This is a genomic window from Luteimicrobium xylanilyticum, assembly GCF_009429125.1.
GTDB classification, from domain to species: domain Bacteria; phylum Actinomycetota; class Actinomycetes; order Actinomycetales; family Cellulomonadaceae; genus Luteimicrobium; species Luteimicrobium xylanilyticum.
The window spans coordinates 3198747-3218150 of record NZ_CP045529.1; the positions used below are offsets into that span (position 1 = coordinate 3198747).

18 protein-coding genes are annotated in these 19404 nt (G+C 72.9%); 7 read left to right on the forward strand and 11 right to left on the reverse strand.

Going from position 1 to position 19404, the window contains the following annotated elements:
- Positions 1-1794: a methionine--tRNA ligase gene (gene metG, locus KDY119_RS14150; protein ID WP_036947123.1), complete on the reverse strand. Its 1794-nt coding sequence runs from the start codon at positions 1792-1794 to the stop codon at positions 1-3.
- Between the two features lie 200 nt (positions 1795-1994).
- On the reverse strand, positions 1995-3320 hold the full coding sequence (locus KDY119_RS14155) for a PQQ-dependent sugar dehydrogenase (RefSeq protein ID WP_153022451.1): 1326 nt from the start codon (positions 3318-3320) through the stop codon (positions 1995-1997).
- Positions 3321-3376: 56 nt separating this feature from the next.
- Between KDY119_RS14155 and KDY119_RS14160 the strand changes: the two genes are divergently transcribed.
- The gene (locus KDY119_RS14160; protein ID WP_036947126.1) at positions 3377-4222 is read left to right on the forward strand and encodes an aldo/keto reductase; all 846 of its coding nucleotides are present in this window, start codon (positions 3377-3379) and stop codon (positions 4220-4222) included.
- Positions 4219-5082 carry an aldo/keto reductase gene (locus tag KDY119_RS14165; RefSeq protein ID WP_051136253.1) on the forward strand — a complete coding sequence of 288 codons (864 nt, stop codon included), beginning with the start codon at positions 4219-4221 and terminating at the stop codon, positions 5080-5082. Before KDY119_RS14160 ends, KDY119_RS14165 begins: the two co-directional genes overlap by 4 nt.
- A gap of 55 nt (positions 5083-5137) precedes the next feature.
- On the opposite strand, the gene KDY119_RS14170 is transcribed toward KDY119_RS14165, so the two are convergent.
- The 6 genes from KDY119_RS14170 to KDY119_RS14195 form a co-directional block, all read right to left on the reverse strand.
- Positions 5138-6235 carry an LLM class flavin-dependent oxidoreductase gene (locus KDY119_RS14170; RefSeq protein WP_036948433.1) on the reverse strand — a complete coding sequence of 366 codons (1098 nt, stop codon included), beginning with the start codon at positions 6233-6235 and terminating at the stop codon, positions 5138-5140.
- Between the two features lies 1 nt (position 6236).
- Positions 6237-7610: an LLM class flavin-dependent oxidoreductase gene (locus KDY119_RS14175; RefSeq protein WP_036947129.1), complete on the reverse strand. Its 1374-nt coding sequence runs from the start codon at positions 7608-7610 to the stop codon at positions 6237-6239.
- Positions 7611-7620: 10 nt separating this feature from the next.
- Positions 7621-8424, reverse strand: coding sequence for an ABC transporter ATP-binding protein (locus tag KDY119_RS14180; RefSeq protein WP_036947132.1), 804 nt, complete (start codon positions 8422-8424; stop codon positions 7621-7623).
- Positions 8400-9269, reverse strand: a complete 870-nt coding sequence (locus tag KDY119_RS14185; protein WP_227994358.1) for an ABC transporter permease — start codon at positions 9267-9269, stop codon at positions 8400-8402. The genes KDY119_RS14180 and KDY119_RS14185 overlap by 25 nt, the downstream gene beginning before the upstream one ends.
- Positions 9266-10381 carry an ABC transporter substrate-binding protein gene (locus KDY119_RS14190; RefSeq protein ID WP_153022452.1) on the reverse strand — a complete coding sequence of 372 codons (1116 nt, stop codon included), beginning with the start codon at positions 10379-10381 and terminating at the stop codon, positions 9266-9268. The genes KDY119_RS14185 and KDY119_RS14190 overlap by 4 nt, the downstream gene beginning before the upstream one ends.
- A 330-nt stretch (positions 10382-10711) precedes the next feature.
- Entirely contained in the window at positions 10712-11983 is a 1272-nt protein-coding gene (locus tag KDY119_RS14195) for an ROK family transcriptional regulator (protein WP_153022453.1), read from the reverse strand.
- Positions 11984-12224: 241 nt separating this feature from the next.
- On the opposite strand from KDY119_RS14195, the gene KDY119_RS14200 reads away from it, so the two are divergent.
- A complete protein-coding gene (locus KDY119_RS14200) occupies positions 12225-12659 on the forward strand; it encodes a hypothetical protein (protein ID WP_036947140.1) in 435 nt (144 codons plus the stop codon).
- A gap of 4 nt (positions 12660-12663) precedes the next feature.
- On the opposite strand, the gene KDY119_RS14205 is transcribed toward KDY119_RS14200, so the two are convergent.
- Positions 12664-13857: an aminotransferase class I/II-fold pyridoxal phosphate-dependent enzyme gene (locus KDY119_RS14205; protein ID WP_036947144.1), complete on the reverse strand. Its 1194-nt coding sequence runs from the start codon at positions 13855-13857 to the stop codon at positions 12664-12666.
- 76 nt (positions 13858-13933) lie between these two features.
- The gene (locus KDY119_RS14210; RefSeq protein ID WP_036947147.1) at positions 13934-14317 is read right to left on the reverse strand and encodes a hypothetical protein; all 384 of its coding nucleotides are present in this window, start codon (positions 14315-14317) and stop codon (positions 13934-13936) included.
- Positions 14318-14397: 80 nt separating this feature from the next.
- On the opposite strand from KDY119_RS14210, the gene KDY119_RS14215 reads away from it, so the two are divergent.
- The gene (locus KDY119_RS14215; RefSeq protein ID WP_036947150.1) at positions 14398-14982 is read left to right on the forward strand and encodes an isochorismatase family protein; all 585 of its coding nucleotides are present in this window, start codon (positions 14398-14400) and stop codon (positions 14980-14982) included.
- A 128-nt stretch (positions 14983-15110) separates the two neighbouring features.
- On the opposite strand, the gene rsmI is transcribed toward KDY119_RS14215, so the two are convergent.
- Positions 15111-16019 carry a 16S rRNA (cytidine(1402)-2'-O)-methyltransferase gene (gene rsmI / locus KDY119_RS14220; RefSeq protein ID WP_051136411.1) on the reverse strand — a complete coding sequence of 303 codons (909 nt, stop codon included), beginning with the start codon at positions 16017-16019 and terminating at the stop codon, positions 15111-15113.
- Between the two features lie 25 nt (positions 16020-16044).
- On the opposite strand from rsmI, the gene KDY119_RS14225 reads away from it, so the two are divergent.
- Genes KDY119_RS14225 through KDY119_RS14235 form a run of 3 tightly spaced genes read left to right on the forward strand, consistent with a single transcriptional unit; the run spans position 16045 to position 19392 of the window.
- A complete protein-coding gene (locus tag KDY119_RS14225) occupies positions 16045-17832 on the forward strand; it encodes a dolichyl-phosphate-mannose--protein mannosyltransferase (protein ID WP_153022454.1) in 1788 nt (595 codons plus the stop codon).
- Between the two features lie 5 nt (positions 17833-17837).
- The gene (locus KDY119_RS14230) at positions 17838-18413 is read left to right on the forward strand and encodes a GrpB family protein (RefSeq protein ID WP_153022455.1); all 576 of its coding nucleotides are present in this window, start codon (positions 17838-17840) and stop codon (positions 18411-18413) included.
- Positions 18414-18423: 10 nt separating this feature from the next.
- A complete protein-coding gene (locus tag KDY119_RS14235; protein ID WP_036947158.1) occupies positions 18424-19392 on the forward strand; it encodes a nucleoside hydrolase in 969 nt (322 codons plus the stop codon).
- The last annotated feature ends 12 nt before the right edge of the window (positions 19393-19404 follow it).

Here is a 19404-nt window from a genome sequence, read left to right on the forward strand (position 1 = left end):
TCAGGCCTTCTCGCGCAGCCGCTCGAGCTCCTCGTCGACGATCGAGTCGTCGAGCTTCGTGAAGATCGGCGCCGGCTTCGCGACCGGCGTCCCCGGCACGACGGCGCGCGGCTCCCACGTGAGCAGGTCGCCGCCCGTGTAGTCGCCGGTGATGACCGGGTAGTGCCGGGAGTCGTCGTCGAGGTCCGTGACCTCCTCGATGCGCGGCAGCGGCGTGACCGTGCCCGACCCGCCGAACGTCTCGTGGACCTGCTGCGCCGAGTGCGGCAGGAACGGCGCGAGCAGCGTGTTGCAGTCGCTCACGGCCTGCGTCACCGTGTGCAGCACCGTCGCGAGCCGGTCCGGGTCGGACTTGAGCTTCCACGGCTCGGTGTCCGAGACGTACTTGTTGACGTCGCCGACGACGCGCATCGCCTCGCCGATCGCCGCGCGCTGGCGGTGCGTCTCCAGCAGGTTGCCGACCGTGCCGAACGCCGACGTCGTGGTCGCCAGGAGCGCCTCGTCGACCGGCTGCCGCTGGCCCGGCGTCGGGATCGCGCCGAAGTTCTTGTGCACGAGGTTCGCCGTGCGGTTCACCAGGTTGCCCCAGCCCGCGACGAGCTCGTCGTTGGTGCGACGCAGGAAGTCCGCCCACGTGAAGTCCACGTCCTGGCTCTCCGGACCGGCCGCCGCCACGTAGTAGCGGAACGCGTCCGTCTCGTAGCGCGCCAGCATGTCGCGCACGTAGATGACGACGCCGCGCGAGGACGAGAACTTCTGCCCCTCGACGTTGAGGAACTCGCTCGACACGACCTCCGTCGGCAGGTTCAGCTCCCCGTACGGGCCCGGAGCCCCACCCTTCGCACCCTTGCCCGCGTAGGCCAGCAGCTCCGCCGGCCAGATCTGCGAGTGGAACGTGATGTTGTCCTTGCCCATGAAGTAGTTCGACACCGTCGCCGGGTCGTCCCACCACGCGCGCCACGCCTCGGGGTCGCCCGACCGGCGCGCCCACTCGATCGACGCCGACAGGTAGCCGATGACCGCGTCGAACCACACGTACAGGCGCTTGTTCGGGTTGTCCTCCCAGCCCTCCAACGGAACCGGGATGCCCCAGTCGATGTCGCGTGTCATCGCGCGCGGGCGGACGTCGTCGAGCAGGTTGAGGGAGAACTTCAGGACGTTGGGGCGCCAGTTGGTGCGCGTGCGCAGCCACGCGTCGAGCGCGTCCACGAGCGCCGGCAGGTCGAGGAAGAAGTGGTTCGACTCCACGAACTTCGGGGTCTCGCCGTTGATCCGGCTCACCGGGTTGATGAGGTCGATCGGGTCGAGCTGGTTGCCGCAGTTGTCGCACTGGTCGCCGCGCGCGCCGTCGTACCCGCAGATCGGGCACGTGCCCTCGATGAAGCGGTCCGGCAGCGTGCGGCCCGTCGACGGCGAGATCGCGCCCATCGACGTCTGCTCGACCATGTAGCCGTTCTTGTGGACGGTGCGGAACATCTCCTGCACGACGGCGTAGTGGTTGCGCGTCGTCGTCCGCGTGAACAGGTCGTACGACAGGCCCAGGTTCGCCAGGTCCTCGACGATCACCCGGTTGTAGCGGTCCGCGAGCTGCTGCGGGGTCACGCCCTCCTGCTCCGCCTGCACGAGGATCGGGGTCCCGTGCTCGTCCGTGCCCGACACCATGAGCACGTCGTGACCCGCCATCCGCATGTGCCGGGAGAAGACGTCCGACGGGACACCGAAACCAGCGACGTGACCGATGTGGCGCGGGCCGTTCGCGTACGGCCACGCCACGGCCGAGAGGATGTGGGTCATGGCGACATCCTAGGTGGGCGCCCGCCGACGGCGACGCCGCGTCCACCGAGTGCGACGTGCAGGCCCACCGAGTGTGACGTGCAGGCCCACCGAGTGTGACGTGCAGGCCCACCGAGTGCGACGCCGTCGCACTCGGCGAACCGGGCGTCGCACTCGGCGAGAGGGGCGTCGCACTCGGCGAACCGGGCGAGCCGGCTGGGTCAGCCCGCGCTCGGGACCGTCACGCGCAGGAGGCGGTCGTCGTCCGACGACGGCGTGCCCCGGCCGTCGGTGTTGCTCGTCAGGACCAGGAGGGTGTCCGTCGAAGCGGTGTCCTTCACCGTCGGGTCGAGCACGACGGTCCGCAGGCGCCCGTAGGTGCCGTGGAGGAGCCGCTGCGGCGTGCCGACGGTCGCACGGGCGGAGGTCGGGGCCCCCGCCGCGGCCGGTTGCAGCGGCACGCGCCAGAGCGCCGCGCCCGGCGAGCCGCCGAGGCCGCCCAGCGCCGCGACGTAGATCGCCGAGTCGGAGACCGCCAGGCCCGACGGGCTCGCCTCGGAGGTCCGCCACGTCACGAGGGGATCCATGTAGCGGGCGGGCGGGTTCGACGGGTCGGTGCCGGCGCCGTCGGACTTCTTTCCCTCGACGTCCGGCCAGCCGTAGTTGCGACCCGGGACGATCTGGTTGAGCTCGTCCCACGTGTCCTGCCCGAACTCGCTGGCGAACATCCGCTTGCTCGCGTCCCACCCGATGCCCTGGACGTTGCGGTGCCCGAGCGTCCACACCCGTGTCCCGGACGGGTTCCCGGGGGCTGCCTTGCCGTCCTGGGTGACCCGGAGGATCTTGCCGCCCAGCGAGTCCGGGTCCTGGGCGTTGGTGCCGTCCGTCGCGTCGCCCGTCGTCACGTACAGGTCGCCGTCGGGCCCGAACGCGAGCCTGCCCCCGTTGTGGAACTGGGCGGACGGGATGCCCGACACGATCGTCGTGAGCTCCCCCAGGCTCGGCGACGAGCCGAGCGTGAGCCGCGCCCGGACGACCTCGTTGCCCTGCGCCGTCGTGCGGTAGAGGAACACGCGCCCGTCCGACGCGAACGACGGCGACACCGCGACCCCCAGCAGGCCGCTCTCGCCGTGGTGCACCGTGCTGTCGCGCAGCTCGCTCGCGCCCGCTCCCCCGACCTCGGTCTGCTTCCCCGACGCCAGGTCCACCACGACGACGTGCGCGTGGTCACGCTCGGTGACGAGGACCTTCCCGTCCGGCAGCGCGGCCAGCCCCCACGGGGTGTCCAGGTGCGTCGCGAGCACGGTCACCTTCGGCGTCCCGGCTTTCGCGGGCATCGTTGGCTCCGCCGACGACGACGTCCCTCCCGTCCCCGGCGACGTCGCCGACACGGTGGGCGAGCCGGCGGTGATGGCGGGCGCCGTCGTCGGCGACACCGAGGACGGTGCGGGGGCGGGCGACGAACCCGTGCACCCGGCGAGCGCGAGCGCGGCTGCGGCGCCGACGGCGGCAAGCCGCGGGGCGGTGGACCTTCCGGCGTGAGCCATACCTCATCGTCCGACGCGAGGTAGCACCGCGCGACCGCCCGTGACACGGTGAAGGCATGGCTGATGCGACCGTCCCCCAGATCATGCTCAACAACGGCGTCCGGATCCCGCAGCTCGGCTTCGGCGTCTTCCAGATCCCGCCGGAGGAGACGCGCGACGCCGTCGCGACGGCCCTCGAGGTGGGTTACCGCCACATCGACACCGCGCAGATGTACCGGAACGAGCAAGGCGTCGGCGAGGCGGTGCGCGCCTCGGGGATCCCGCGCGACGAGATCTTCGTGACGAGCAAGCTGTCCAACGCGTTCCACGACCACGACGCGGCGCTGGCCTCGTTCGACCGCTCGCTCGAGACGCTCGGGTTCGACCAGCTCGACCTGTTCCTCGTGCACTGGCCGCTGCCCGAGGTCGGGAGCTACGTCGACACGTGGAAGGCGATGGAGGAGATCTACGCGTCGGGCCGGGCGCGGGCGATCGGGGTGTCGAACTTCCAGCCGCACCACCTGCGCCGTCTGCACACCGAGACGACCGTCGTCCCCGCGGTGAACCAGGTCGAGGTCCACCCGTACCTGACCCAGGACGAGCTGCGGGCGTTCGACGCCGAGCACGAGATCGCGACCGAGGCGTGGTCCCCGATCGCGCAGGGGCTCGTCCTCGACGACCCGGTGATCGTGCAGATCGCGAAGGACCACGACCGCACGCCCGCCCAGGTGGTGCTGCGCTGGCACGTGCAGCGCGGCGAGATCATCTTCCCCAAGTCGGTGACGCGCTCGCGCGTGGAGGAGAACTTCGCGCTCTTCGACTTCGAGCTCGAGGACGCCGACGTCGCCGCGATCTCCGCGCTCGACCGGGGCCAGCGCACCGGCGCGGACCCCGACACCTTCAACTGGGTCCCGGAGTCGTGACCGGTCCCGACCGCACCCCGGCGCTCCCGGCACGGTCCGTCACCCTGAACAGCGGCACGACGATCCCGCAGCTCGGCTTCGGGACGTACAAGATGCCGCCCTCGGACACCGCGCACCTCGTCGGGACCGCGCTCGAGCTGGGGTACCGGCACGTCGACACCGCCGAGATGTACGGGAACGAGCGCGAGGTCGGCGAGGCCGTGCGCGACTCCGGGCTCCCGCGCGACGAGATCTTCGTGACGAGCAAGCTCGACAACCCGCACCGCACGCCCGACGAGGCGCGTGCCGCGTTCGACCGCACCATGGACGACCTCGGTCTCGACCAGGTCGACCTGTTCCTCATCCACTGGCCCCTGCCGACCGTGACCGACTACGTCGCGCGGTGGCGTGTCCTCGAGGAGGTCTACGCGGAGGGGCGTGCGCGGGCGATCGGGGTGTCGAACTTCCAGGTCGCGCACCTGCAGCGACTTCTCGACGAGGCCGACGTGGTGCCCGCGGTCAACCAGGTCGAGGTCCAGCCGTACCTCGTCCAGGACGAGCTGCGCGCGTTCCACGCCGAGCACGGCATCGTCACGGAGGCGTGGTCGCCGCTCGCGCGCGGCAAGGTCCTCGACGACCCCGTCGTCGGCCAGGTCGCTGCCCGGCACGACCGTTCCCCCGCCCAGGTGGTGCTGCGCTGGCACCTGCAACGGGGCGACGTCGTCATCCCCAAGGCGTCGAGCCGTGCGCGGATCGCGGAGAACGGGAACCTGTTCGGCTTCGTCCTCTCCGACGACGACATGGCCGCGATCACCGGGCTCGACCGGGGCGAGCGCACGGGCAGCGCGGACCCGGACACGTTCGACGGCGTCCGGGGCTGAGAGGGAGTCCGAGAACGCGGGGCGCCGTCGCCGCACCCGCGAAACCGGCCGGGTGTCAGCCGGCGGCGGCCCCGGCAACTGCTCCAGCGCGCAGGCGCGGGACCAGCGCGTCCCCGACGCGGACCGTCTCCTGCCGGTAAGGGGTGTCCGACAGCACGAAGTGCGTGACGCCCAGGTCCGCGTACCGGCGCAGCGCGGCCGCGACGTCGTCGGCGGACCCGACGAGCCACGTCGTTCCCGCTCCCCCGCCGCCGTGGCGGCCCGGGGCGGTGTACAGGTTCTCGTCGAGGACGTCGCCGCGCTCCGCGAGCTCGAGGAGGCGCCGCTGCCCGACGGCGGTCTGCCGCCGGAAGGCGGGCGTCAGCCGCTCTCCCTGGCGTTGCGCGAGCTCAGCGACCTTCGCCTCGGCGTCGCGCCACGCCTCCTCGGTGGTGTCCCGCACGAGCGTCGTGACACGCAGCCCGAACTCGAGCGGGGGCAGGTCGCGGTCGAGGTCCCGGGACAGCTCGCGGAGCCGCGCGATCCTGGCCTCGATCCCGTCGAGCGGCTCACCCCAGAAGAGCTGCACGTCCGCCTCGGTGGCCGCGACCCGCTCCGCGGCCGGCGACGCGCCCCCGAAGTACAGCCGGGGCGCGCCGCCCGGGAGCCGCGGCACGACCGTCGAGTCGGTGACGCGGAAGTGCTCGCCCTCGAACGTCACGCGCTCCTCGGCCCACAGCCGTCGGACCAGCCGCATGAACTCCTTCGTGCGGGCGTACCGCTGCGTCTGGTCACCCTCGACGTCGCCGTAGGCTGCGAGGTCGTCCTGACCGCTCACGATGTTGACCAGCAAGCGGCCCCGGCTCAGGCGCTGGAGCGTCGCCGCGGCGCTCGCGAAGTGCGCGGGCTGCCAGTACCCGGGCCGGATCGCGACGAGCGGGCGGAACGTCGTCGTCAGGGCGGCGACGGCCGTCGCGACCGTGAACGTGTCCGGTCGGCCCCAGCCCGTGCCGAGGAGCGCGCCCGACCAGCCGTGCGCCTCGGCGGTGCGTGCCAGGTCGACGGTGAAGTCGAGCGTGCCCCAGCCGTCCGCGCTGAAGTCACCGCGGTGGCCAGGCTCGACGGTGTTGGGGATGTACCACAGGAGCTCTGGCTCGCGCGGGTCGGCGCCCATCTCAGGCGACCCCCGCCGTGACCCGGCCCAGCTCGGGGACGCCCGCGCCGTCGTCATGCCGGTTGCGGGGACGCGCGAGACCGTAGTGCTCGCGGAGCGTCGTTCCCTCGTACTCGGTGCGGAACAGCCCGCGCTCCTGGAGGATCGGCACGACCTGCGACGCGAACGCCTCGAGCCCCGACGGCAGCACCGCCGGCATGATGTTGAAGCCGTCGGCCGCGCCGTTCTCGAAGTAGTGCTGGATCGTGTCCGCGACCTGCACCGCGGTGCCCGTGAACGTGCGGTGGCCGCGCCCGCCGCCGAGCTTCCCGATCAGCTCGCGCACCGTGAGGCGGTCGCGTCGGGCCCAGTCCACGATGAGCGTGCGGCGGCTCTTCGCGCCCTCGATCTCGTCCTCGTCGGGCAGGTCGAGCGGGAGGGGTTCGTCGAGCGAGAGCCGGTGCGGGTCGACCTTGAGGGTCCGGGCGAGCGTCGTCAGCGCGTACTGCGGGGCGATCAGCCGGTCGAGCTGAGCGTCCAGCTCGCGCGCCTCGGCCTCGGTCTCGCCGATGACCGGGACGATGCCCGGCAGCACGACGACGCCGTCCGGGTCGCGCCCGACGGCGCCCGCCCGCCGCTTGAGGTCCGCGTAGAACGCCTGGCTCTCCTCGAGCGTCGGCTGGGCCGTGAAGACGGCCTCGGCCCACCGGGCCGCGAACTCCTTGCCGTCCTCGGACGACCCGGCCTGCACGAGCAGCGGGTAGCCTTGCGGGGAACGCGGCACGTTGAGCGGGCCGGCGACGCGGAAGAACTCGCCCTCGTGGCCCGCCGGGCGCACGTGCGAGCCGAGCGCGTGGACGCCGCTCGCCTTGTCGGCGACGACCGCGTCGTCGGACCAGGAGTCCCAGAGCTTGGTCGCGACGTCGAGGAACTCGTCCGCGCGCTCGTACCGCGCCCTGTGGAGCGGCTGGTCGTCGAGGCCGAAGTTCCTCGCCGCGCCCTCCCCGGCAGTCGTGACGATGTTCCACCCGGCCCGCCCGCCCGAGAGGTGGTCGAGCGACGCGAACCTCCGCGCCAGGTTGTACGGCTCGTTGTACGACGTCGACGCGGTCCCGATCAGGCCGATGCGGCTCGTGCTGACCGCGAGCGCCGCGAGCAGGACGGTGGGCTCGAGCTTGCCCGACGGGCGCCGGCCGGGGTCGCTCCACAGGACGGGGCTGTCGGCGAGGAAGATCGAGTCGAACTTGGCGTCCTCGGCCACGCGGGCGAGGTGCTGGTGCGCTGCGAGCGACAGGTTCGACGTCGGGTCGGCGCCGGGCAGGCGCCACGACGCCTCGTGGTGGCCGGTGTCGTGGAGGAACAGGTTGAAGTGCAGGGTGCGGGGGCGTGCGGGCATGGCGGTCTCCTTAGGAGGGCGTGGCCGACGAGGCGCGGCGGCGGCCGGGGGCGATGAAGTCGGCGCCGAGGTGCTCGTGCACCCCGAGGCGTCCGAGGAGGAGGTCGCGGAGCTCCCCGAACCCGGGCGCGGCCGGCGTGCGTTCGGTGAGCTCGACGCGCACGTCGGTCTGCACGCTCCCGCCGTCGAGGACGACGATCCGGTCCGCGAGGACGATCGCCTCGTCGACGTCGTGGGTCACGAGCAGGACGGCGGGCCGGTGGACCTCGCAGAGCCGGCGCAGGAGCTCGTGCATCTTGATCCGGGTGAGGGCGTCGAGGGCCCCGAACGGTTCGTCGGCGAGCAGGAGCTGCGGCTCGCGGACGAGGGACCGGGCCAGCGACGCGCGTTGCGCCTCGCCGCCCGACAGCTCGTTGGGCCATGCCCGTTCGCGTCCGGCGAGGCCCACCTCGGCGAGGGCGCGGCGTCCGCGCTCGTCGGCGTCGGGGGTGCGCAGGCCGAAGGTGACGTTGTCGAGCAGCTTCCTCCAGGGCAGGAGGCGCGAGTCCTGGAAGACGACGGACACCGCGACCGGGACCTCGATCTCCCCGTGGCCGTCGACGTCCCGGTCGAGGCCGGCGAGCGCCCGCAGCAGGGTGCTCTTGCCGGTTCCCGAGCGCCCGAGCACGGCGACGAACTCGCCGGGCGCGACGTCGAGGTCGAGTCCGTGCAGCACCCCGCCGGACCGGTTGAAGCTGCGGTGCAGGTCCCGGACTCGGACGGCGGGGGCCGCGACGGCCGTGGTCGCGGTCAGCCCTCCAGGGTGCGTCGCCATGACAGCGCCCTCCTCTCGATCAGCCGGACGGCGGTGTCGGCGAGGAAGCCGAAGACGCCGTAGATGACGAGGCCGACCACGATCACTGAGGTCTGGCCGTACTGCTGGGCGAGGGTCATGACGTGCCCGATGCCCGACTCGGAGTTGAACTGCTCGACGACGACGAGCCCGAGGAGCGACACGGTCACCGCGAAGCGCAGCCCGAGCAGGAACCCGGGCAGGGCGCCCGGGAGGACGACGTGCCGCACGAACTCGACGCGCCCGATGTCGAGGGTCTCCGCAAGCTCCGCGTACCGGCCGTCGATGCCGCGTAGGGCGTTGTGGGTGTTGACGTAGATCGGGATCAGCGTGATCAGGGCGATCGTCGTGACCTTCATCGACTCGCCGATGCCGAACCAGGCGACGAACAGCGGGATGAGCGCGAGGGTCGGGATCGACCGCTTGATCTGGACCGGGCCGTCGATCAGCGCCTCGCCCACCCGGGACAGCCCGGACGCTACCGCGAGGACGACGCCGCCCAGCACCCCGAGGGTCAGCCCGACGGCGGAACGTCGCAGCGACGTTCCGATGTTGCCGAGGAGGTCGTGGTCGACCCACTGGTTCTGGAACTCCTTGGCGACGTCCCAGGGCGCGGTCAGAACGGCGGGGCTGACGAAGCCGGCCCACGAGCCGACGGCCCAGATCGCGAGCAGGAGCACCGGTCCGACCCAGAAGGACAGCCGGGTCCGTGGCCCCGGACCGAGCCGGCGCCGCACGACGCGCACGTCCGGGTGGACGCCGGCTGCGGTCGGCGACGGGATCGCGGGCGCGAGGTCGGCCCGGGTCGCGGCGGTCGCGGCGGTCACGACGCGTCACCCGTCACGACGGCGGAGCCTGCGGCGGCCGCCTCGACTGCGGCGAAGCGCGTGTCGACGACCGTGTGGACGTCGAACTTCGGGTTGTCCTGCTCGGAGGCGAGCAGGTCGGCTGTCGCCTGCAGCCGTTCCACGGCGGCGTCCCACGTCTTCGGGATCCCCTTCGTGCCGGCGGCCTCGACCGCGGCGGCCGCGTCGGCGGCGTTCAGGCCCTGGTTCTTGACGTAGTAGGCCTGCTCCCACTCCTCGGGGTGGTCGTTCTGCCACAGGAGCGCCTTGGTCCGTGCGGCCACGTAGACCCGGAGGGCCGCGGCCTTGGCGGGATCCTTGACGGCCTTCGTGAGGCAGTAGACCGTGGAGGCGTCGTCGCGGATGCCCGTGTCGATCGCCGTCGCGCCGGGGTACTGGCTCAGGTAGGCGCTCTGGATCGTGGCTCTGCCGAGGGGGGCGACGTCGACCGCGCCGCTACCGAGCGCCTGCGCGTAGGTGCTTGCGGTGCTGGGCAGCTCGACGAGCTTGACGTCGCTCTTCGTCAGCCCCGCCTTCTGCAGGACGCGCAGCACGAGCGCGCCCTGAGCCTGCCCCGCCGAGTACGCGATCTTCTTGCCCTTGAGGTCGGCGAGGGTCGTGACGTGCGCACCCGGCGCCACGCCGAGCTGGTAGATCGGGTGCTCGAGCGGGTCGACCGTCACCGACTGGAAGACGATCCGGGTCGACGTCCCGGTCCAGTGGGCGAACAGCGAGGGGATGTCGGCGACCGAGCTGCAGTCGAGCTTGTCGGCGCGGAACGCCTGGATGCTCTGCGGGCCGCCGCTGATGTTGGCCCACTGGACCTTGACGCCGGCGTCGCTGATCTCCTTGTCGAGCCCGGAGGCCTGGAGCGCGACCTGGGTCGTCGGGTCGCCGATGCGGAGGACGGTCCCTCCCGGGACCGTCGTCGGCAGGGGCGCGTCGAGCGCGAGCGCCGAGGCGGAGTCGCCGCTGCAGGCCGTGAGCCCCGGCACGACGGCGACGAGCGCGGCCGCGAGGACGGCGGCGGCACCGCGGCGGGAGCGCAGCAGGCGGTGGGGGCCGGGTGGCGGGCGGAGTCGGGCGTGGTTCATGTCGGTCCTCTCGGGAGGCTGGAGGGTCGTGCCGACGACGCCTCCCGGCCGGGCCGGTGAGGCGGGTGCGTCGTGCGAGGAGGGGGCTGCGCCGTCGGGCGGGCGGGGTGCCTGTGCCGTGTGCGGCGTCCTGGGAAGGAAGGCCGGATGGGCGCCACGAGACCGCGGGAGATCGTGCCCGTCGGGTGGGTGGCGCGGGTCGCGTGCGTCAGCGACAGCGACAACAGCCACGGAGACAGCGGCGCGGCGAGGGTGCCGCGGGTGCGCTCGTGGTCATGCCCTCAGACTGTGGCAGCACGGGCCCCCCTCACAACAATGCAACGAACTGAATTAACGACGAGCGACGCGCAGCGGGGACGCGTACAGCCCTTCGAGTCCGACGGCGGCCCCCGCGACCGCGAGCGCGTGCCCCGGGAAGCTGGTCCGGTGAACCACGGCGGCCGGGTCGGTGCAGGTCGCGGACGCCCGCGCGACGGTGTCGCGCACGAGCTCGAGGGAGCCGGGCACGCGTGAGACCCCGGGCTCGACGACGGTGAGCAGCTCCGGGTCGAACAGGTCGAGCAGGAGCGCCGCGGCCCGCCCGACGTCGCGGGCTCGCTCGTGCAGCAGCGCGACGGCACCCGCGCGACCGCCGACGGCGGCGTCGACCAGCGCAGGGAAGCCGGAGCCCGGCGGCACGAGGCCCCGGCCGACGGCGCGGCGCAGCAGCGTCTGCTCGGAGACCGTGGCCTGGAAGCAGCCGCGCCGCCCGCAGGGGCACGGCTCGTCGCTCCCCTCGACGGGCAGGTGTGCGACGACGCCCGCGGCCGCGTGGGGTCCGGTGTGGACGCCGCCGTCGGTCGCGAAGCCCGCGTCGACGACATTGCCCACGAACAGGTTGACCATGCTCGACCGCGCCCGCGCCCGGTGCTCCCCGAAGAGCTGCTCGGCGTGCACAAGGGCCCGCGCGTGCCCGTCGATCCGCACGCGCATCCCGAGACGCTCCCCGACCACGCGCCCGACGGGGACGTCCCGCCACCCGAGCAGCGGGTGGTCGACGACGGTCCCGGCGTCGGCGTCGACCCAGCCGCCGGTCGCGAGGCCGACCCCGCCGACGCGCCACCGGTCGGAGTGTGCGGCGAGCAGCTCGCGCAGGTGGTCGGCCAGGTCGCCGAGGACGACGTCCGGGTCGGCCGACCGGTGCGGGTCCCGGCGCTCGGCGACGACCCGCCCACGCAGGTCGACGATCGCGAGGGTCGTGTGCGGGACGGCGACGTGCGCGCCGACGACGTACGCGCCGTCGGGCCGGACCTCGAGCGGGACGTGCGGGCGGCCGACGCCCTTGGGGGGCGCGTGCTCCGGCGCCTCGCGTACCAGGCCACGCTCGACGAGCCGGCCGACGAGCCCGGTGACGCTCGCCGGCGACAGGTTGGTGAGCCGGGCGACGGTACTCCGGGCGACGGGCCCGTGGTCGAGGACGGCGCGCAGCACCGTACCGGCGGTCTGCGAGGTGCGCTCCTGCACGGGTGCGGGTCGCGGCCGGCCGACGGCGGCGAGGGCGGTCGGAACGTCGGCGCGCCGGACGCGCGGGGTGCTGCGCTCCGGGCTGCGAAGGGTCGGCATGAGGCACGCTAACCAGCCGTCCAGCGTCTGGACGAGGCCCGGTCCGCGGTGCGGCCGGACGTTTCCCTGCGGGTGTTGCCGCGGGTTACCGCGTCTCAGCGCGCGCGGTCGCCGTCTCACTCTGTGTGCGCGCGTGTGCGCCCGCCCGGGCGTGGCGCCGCGCGCGACGGCGCTCCGAAGCGCATCGTGGAAGTGACCCGAGCGTCCCGACGACGGGACCTCGCCGACAGGAGGCACTGCCATGAGCCCCAGGATCGTCAGCTTCGTCGTCGCAGCGATCGCCTACGGCGTCCTGCTCATCATCGCCAACCTCGTGCTGTCCGGGATGAGGATCGGGTGGCTGTGGGGCATCGTCGCGGTCGCCCTGTTCACGGTCCTGATCTCGATCGTCCGGCCGCTCCTCACGAAGTTCCTCACCAAGCACGTGCACGAGTACACGTGGGTGATCGGGATCGCGACCGTGCTCGTGTCGCTCATCCTCACCGTGATCCTGTCCCCCGAGTCCGGGTTCTCGATCCACGGGTTCTCGACGTGGGTGTGGGCCACGCTCATCGTGTGGGTGGGGACGCTGATCTACGACGTCGTCGACGACCGCCTCGTCGCGATGGCGCAGAAGCACGTCGACTCGCGCAGGGCCAAGGGGTCGGGCACGACGTCGGGCGCCGCGTCGGCCTGAGCGCTCAGAGCCGCTCCAGCCCCCGCTTGAGTCCGCGGACGGCCTGCCCGATCCGGTGCTCGTTCTCGATCAGTGCGAACCGCACGAACCCGTCGCCGCCGGGCCCGAACCCCACACCCGGCGACACGGCGACGTCGCACCGCTCGATCACGTGGGTCGCGAACTCGATCGAGTCCATGTCGCGGTACGGCTCGGGGATCCGGGCCCACGCGAACATGGTGCCGCCGGGCTTGTGGATGTCCCAGCCGATGCGCTGCAGACCGTCGTAGAGGGCGTTGCGCCGCGACTCGTAGACCGCCGAGACCTCCTGCGGGTACTCGGTCGCCTCGTTGAGCGTGACCGTCGCGGCGATCTGGACGGGCTGGAACGTCCCGTAGTCGAGGTAGCTCTTGAGCTTCGCGAGCGCCTGCACGACGTCCTTGCGCCCCACGAGGAACGCGACGCGCCAGCCCGCCATCGAGTAGGACTTCGTCATCGAGTACAGCTCGACGGCGACCTCCTTGGCGCCCTCGCACTCCATGATCGACGGGGGCCGGAACCCGTCGAACGTCATGTCCGCGTAGGCGAGGTCGTGCACCAGCACCACGTCCCGCTCGCGCGCCCAGTCGACGAGCCGCTGCAGGTCCTCCTTGGTCGCGATCGTCGTCGTCGGGTTGTGCGGGAAGCTCAGCACGACGACGCGCGGCTTGGGCCACCCGTACTCCCACGCCTCCATCACGCGGTCGATGTAGCCGGCCGCGTCGGTGCCGTCGCCGATGTCGACCTGGCGCGCGTCGGCGCCCGCGAAGTACGGCCCCCAGATGTGGATGGGGTAGCTCGGCGTCGGGACGATCGCGGCGTCGCCCGGCTGCAGCAGCACCCACATGAGGTGGCTGAAGCCCTCCTTGGCGCCGATCGTCGAGATGATCTCGGTGTCCGGGTCGAGCGTGACGCCGAACCGCCGCTGGTACAGGCCCGCGACGGCCTCACGCAGCTTCGGGATGCCGCGCGACGCCGAGTAGCGGTGGTTGCGCGTGTTGTGCGCGGCCTCCGCGAGCTTCTCGACGGCGATCTCCGGGCTCGGGAGGTCCGGGTTTCCGAAGCCCAGGTCGACCACGTCGCGCCCCGCCCGGCGTGCCTCGATCTTCAGCGCGTCGATGATCGTGAAGACGTACGGCGGCAGGCCGGGGATGCGGCGGAACTCGATCTCGCGGGGCATGTGACGCAGGTTACCCGCGGCCCTCAGCAGCGGCGGCGCGCGTCCGCAGGACGACCCGCCGATCCCCGCGGGATCCTCACGCGCCGGCGCGCAGGTTCTCCGCGATCCGCCGCAGCACCTCGATCGCCCGCCCCAGCTCGGTCGGGTCGATGCCCGCGGTGACGCGCTCGCGGGCGGCGGTGACGTCGTCGAGCAGGCGCTGGTAGGCCTTCTGGCCCTCCGCGGTGATGGCCCAGCCCTCCGACGTGCCCTGGACCCAGCCGCGGGACACGAGGTCCTGGACCTCGGTCTCGAAGCCGTGCAGGACGCCGTCGGGCGTGTCCGCCTGTGCCGCCCCGCCCGCGAGAAGCGTGAGGACGTGCCAGTGCCGACGGCCGAGGCCGGCGTGCGGGAGGGCGTCGTCGAACCGCTCGTCCAGCAGCCTCGCCACGAGGCTCACCCAGTACCCGATCGTCTCCATCGACCCACCTCCTCGGGTCCACGGTAGGCCCGACGGCGCAGCCCCGGCGCGGGGGGCGGCGCGGGTGGCACAGTGGAGCCATGAGCGAGGAGAACCGCCGGGCCCTGGTCGTCGTCGACGTGCAGCCGACGTTCTGCGAGGGCGGCGAGCTCGGCGTCGAGGGTGGCAACGACGTCGCGCGGCGCATCGCCGACTACGTGGCGGCGCACCGCGACCGGTACGTGTTCGTCGCGACGACGCAGGACTGGCACATCGACCCGGGCGACCACTTCTCCGCGACCCCGGACTTTGTCGACACCTGGCCGCCGCACGGTCTCGCCGGCACGCCGAACGCCGAGCTCCACCCCGCGCTCGCAGGCCTCGACGCCGACGTGAGCGTCAAGAAGGGCCAGCACGCCGCGGCCTACTCCGGCTTCGAGGGAACCGATCCCACCGGCCGTCCGCTCGCCGAAGCCCTGCGGGACGCGGGCGTGGACGCGGTGGACGTCGTCGGGATCGCGGAGTCGCACTGCGTCAAGGCGACCGCGCTCGACGCGCACGCGCTGGGGCTCCCGACACGCGTCCTGACCGACCTGACCGTGCCGGTCTCCCCCGAGCTCGGCGCCGCGGCACGCGAGGAGCTCGCGGCGGACGGCGTCGAGCTCGTGCCGTCGTCGGCCGCCTGACCCGCCAACCTGTCAGGCGCTCGCCGCTCTCCACCCCCGAGAGAGCCTGACACGCCGCAGAGCGTGCCAACCTGTCAGGCGCTCGCCGCTCTCCACCCCCGAGAGAGCCTGACACGCCGCGGGAGAGGTCAGGACGAGCGCGCCGCGAGCGCCGCCGCGTACAGGTCGCGCTTGCTCACGCCTCCGCCGCCGACGCCGGACGCCTCCGCGACCGCGGCGACGGCCTCCTTGAGCCGCTCGCCCGCGGCGACGCGCTCGAGCACCTCGTCGACGAGCTCCTCGACGCTCGCACCCTGAGCCGGGGAGGCCCCGGCGACGACGACGGCGATCTCCCCGCGCAGCGGCTCGGCCTGCGCGCGCTCGGCGAGCTCCCCGAGCCCGCCGCGCAGCACCTCTTCGTACGTCTTGGTGAGCTCCCGGCAGACGGCGGCCGGCCGGTCCGCACCGAACGCCTCCGCCATCGCGGCGAGAGTGTCGGCGATCCGGTGGGGGGCCTCGAAGAAGACCATGGTCCGCGGCTCGCGAGCCAGCGCCTCGAGCGTCCGACGGCGTTCGCCGGGCTTGCGGGGCGGGAACCCCTCGAACGTGAAGCGGTCGGTCGCGATCCCGGACACGGCGAGCGCCGCGAGGACCGCGGACGGCCCGGGCGCCGTCGTGACGGGCAGGTCCCGCTCGACGGCGCGCGTCACGACGCGGTACCCGGGGTCGGACACGGACGGCATCCCCGCGTCGGTCACGACGAGCACCGTCCCGCCGCCCTCGACGACGTCGAGCAGGTCGTCGGCGCGGGCCGTCTCGTTGTGCTCGTGATAGCTGACGACGCGGCCTCCGACCTCGAGGCCGAGCCGGCCGGCGAGCGCGTGCAGGCGTCGCGTGTCCTCGGCGGCGACGACGTCCGCCTCGGCGAGGAGACGGCGCAGGCGGGGCGACGCGTCGTCGGCGTTGCCGATGGGGGTGGCGGCGAGGACGAGGACCCCTCCGTGGTGCGCGACGGCACGGTCGGCACGGTTCTCGGCTCGGGTCTGGGCACCGCTCATGGCCCCCACTGTCCCACGCCGTACCATGACGGTCGTGTCCGCCACGAGCAGCGCCGACGAGCAGCCCCCCGCGTCCGAGCCGTCGTCCGGCGCGCCCGCGGGCGAGGCCCCGGGAGGGCGCCACGTCGCAGGCCCCGCCGTCGACGAGCCCCCGTTCGGCTCCACCGATCCCGACACGACCCGGGACGCGGGCGACGGGACCGCCGAGCCGGGCGCCGCGCCGTCGTCGGACGCACCGGAGCCGAGCCCCCGGGACCGCTACCTGCTGAAGCTGTTCGGGCCGCGCCGCCTGGCGCTGGGCTCGACGGCGCGCGACCGCCTGTGGGGCTGGCTGGGCCCGCTTCTCGTCACGGCGCTGGCCGCCGTGCTGCGCCTGTACCACCTCGGCTACCCCAAGACCCTCGTCTTCGACGAGACGTACTACGTGAAGTACGCCTACTCGCTGCTGAGGTCCGGGTACGAGGCGAAGTGGCCCGACAACCCGAACCCGGCCTTCGAGTCGGGCCACGTCGACACGTACCTGCACCAGGCCGACTACGTCGTCCACCCGCCGCTGGGCAAGTGGATGATCTCGCTGGGCCTGCGGTTCGGGGGTGCGGAGAACCCGTGGGCGTGGCGCATCAGCACCGCGATCGTCGGGATCGCCGCGGTGTGGATCGTGGCGCGGATCGCGCGCCGGATCTTCGGCTCGACGCTGATCGGCGTCCTCGCGGGCCTGTTCATGGCCGTCGACGGCGAGGCGATCGTCCACTCGCGCACCTCGCTGCTCGACAACTTCGTCATGTTCTGGGGGCTGGTGGCGTTCGCGTTCCTGATCCTCGACCGGGAGCAGGCCAGACGACGGCTCGCGGACCGGTGCGCGGCGATCGTCGAGGCGGGCGGCGAGATCGGGAAGTACGGGCCCCGGCTCGGCTGGCGCTGGTACCGCTTCCTGGCCGCCGTGTCGCTGGGCCTGATGTGCGGGACGAAGTGGTCGGGCATCTACTTCATCGCGGTGTTCGGGCTGCTCACGGTCGGCTGGGACATGACGGCGCGACGCGCCGTCGGGGTCAGGCGCTGGTGGGAGGACGCGATCCTCGTCGACGGCATCCCCGCCGCGCTGATCATGCTCCCGACGGCGCTGATCGCCTACCTGGCGACGTGGTGGGGCTGGTTCCGCAACCCGATGTCGTACATGCGGCAGTGGGCCGAGCAGAACCCCGGCGAGGGCGTGAGCTGGCTGCCGCCCGCGCTGCGGTCGTTCTGGCAGTACCACGTCCAGATGTGGCACTTCCACAACACGCTCGACACCCCGCACCCGTACCAGGCGAACCCGCTCGGCTGGATGCTGCAGTGGCGGCCGACGTCGTTCTACTACGAGTCGATCCAGCCGGGGCAGCAGGGCTGCGGGTCCGCGCCCTGCTCGCAGGCCGTGACGTCGCTCGGGAACCCCGTCCTGTGGTGGGCGGGCGCACTGTGCCTCGCGGTCGCCCTGGTGTGGCTGTTCATCGCGAAGGACTGGCGCGCCACCGCGGTGCTCGCGGGCGTCGTCGCCGGGTGGTTCCCGTGGTTCGCCTACATGCACCGGACGATCTTCACGTTCTACTCGATCGTCTTCACGCCCTGGGTCATGATGGGCGTCGCCTACGTGATCGCGCTGTTGCTCGAGGAGACGCAGGGCGAGAGACGCGCCCGACGGCGCGTGGTCGTCGGGGTGAGCGTCTTCGTGACCGTGGTGGTCGCGGTGAGCCTGTTCTTCTACCCGATCTGGACGGCGCAGACGGTGCCCTACACCTTCTGGCACCTGCACATGTGGCTGCCGAGCTGGATCTGACCGTCGTGACACGACCCGACGACGCCGCACGCTCCCGGCCGACCGGGCTGATCGGCGGGATCGAGAAGCGCGAGATCAGGATCGTGCCGGCGGACCCGGCGTGGCCGGGCAGGTTCGAGGCCGAGCGGGACCGGATCCGGACGGCGCTGGGCGCGAGGGCGATGCGGATCGACCACGTCGGGTCGACCTCCGTCCCCGGCCTGGCCGCGAAGCCGATCGTCGACATCGACCTCAGCGTCGCGGACGTCGAGGACGAGGACGACTACCTGCCCGCGCTGCTGGACGCGGGCTACGTGCTGCGCGTCCGGGAGCCGGGGCACCGCCTGGTCCGCACCCCGGAGCTCGACGTGCAGGTCCACGTCTGCCCCACCGGGAGCGACTGGGAGCGCCGCCACCTCCTCTTCCGCGACCGCCTCCGCGACGACGACGCGGACCGCCGCCTCTACCAGGACCTCAAGCTCCGTCTGGCCCAGCAGGACTGGCCGGACATGAACGCGTACTCCGACGCCAAGGGCCCCCTGATCGCGGAGATCCTGGTCCGCGCCGAGGAGTGGGCCGCCGCGACGGGATGGCGTCCGTAGGCTGTCGGTCGTGCCCACCCGCCTCGTCCTCGACTGCGACACCGGCACCGACGACGCCGTGGCGATCATGGCCGCCGTCGGGCACCCGGACCTCGACCTGCTCGCCGTGACGACGGTCAACGGGAACGTCCCCCTGCCCCGGGTCACGGAGAACACCCTCCGGGCGCTCGACGTCGTCGGCGCCCCGGTGCCCGTGCACGCTGGCGCGCCCCGCCCGCTCCTGCGGCCGGACTTCCCGATCCCCCGCGACGAGCTCAACGGGCGCGACCCCGACTTTCAGCCCGCCTCCCTCGACCTGCCGCCGGCCCGCAGCCGGGTCGCGTCGCACGAGGCCGTCCGGTTCCTCGTGGACTTCTTCCGCGACGACGCGCACGACGACGTCACGCTCGTCGCGACCGCCCCGCTCACCAATGTGGCGCTCGCGCTGTCGGTCGCGCCGGACCTGCGCGACCGCATCCCCCGGCTCGTGCTCATGGGCGGCGGGGTCGCGGGCGGGAACGTGACCGCCGCCGCGGAGTTCAACCTGTGGGTCGACCCGGAGGCGGCGCGGATCGTGCTCGAGGCGGGCATCCGCGACGTCACGATCCTGCCGCTCGACGCGACGCAGAGCGTCCCGCTGACGCTCGCCGACTGCGACGCGCTCGACGCCCTCGGCACGCCCGGCGCGGTCGCGGCGGCCCGGCTCGTGCGGCACCGGATCGAGCACGACCCCGACGAGGAGCGCGCCGCGGCGTTCGGCCCGTGCGCTCCCGTGCACGACGCGCTGTGCGTGGCGGCGCTCGTCGACCCGGGCGTGGTCACCGAGTCCGTGACGTGCCCGGTGACGGTCGAGACGAGCAGCGACCGCACGCTCGGCGCGCTGCTCCTGGACCGCCGTTCCTGGACCACCGACCCGCCGAACGCGACCGTGGCGCTGCGCGCCGACCGCGACCGCTACCTGGCCTTCCTCACGGACGCGCTGGGCGGCCGAGCAGTTTGATCCTTGCGCAGA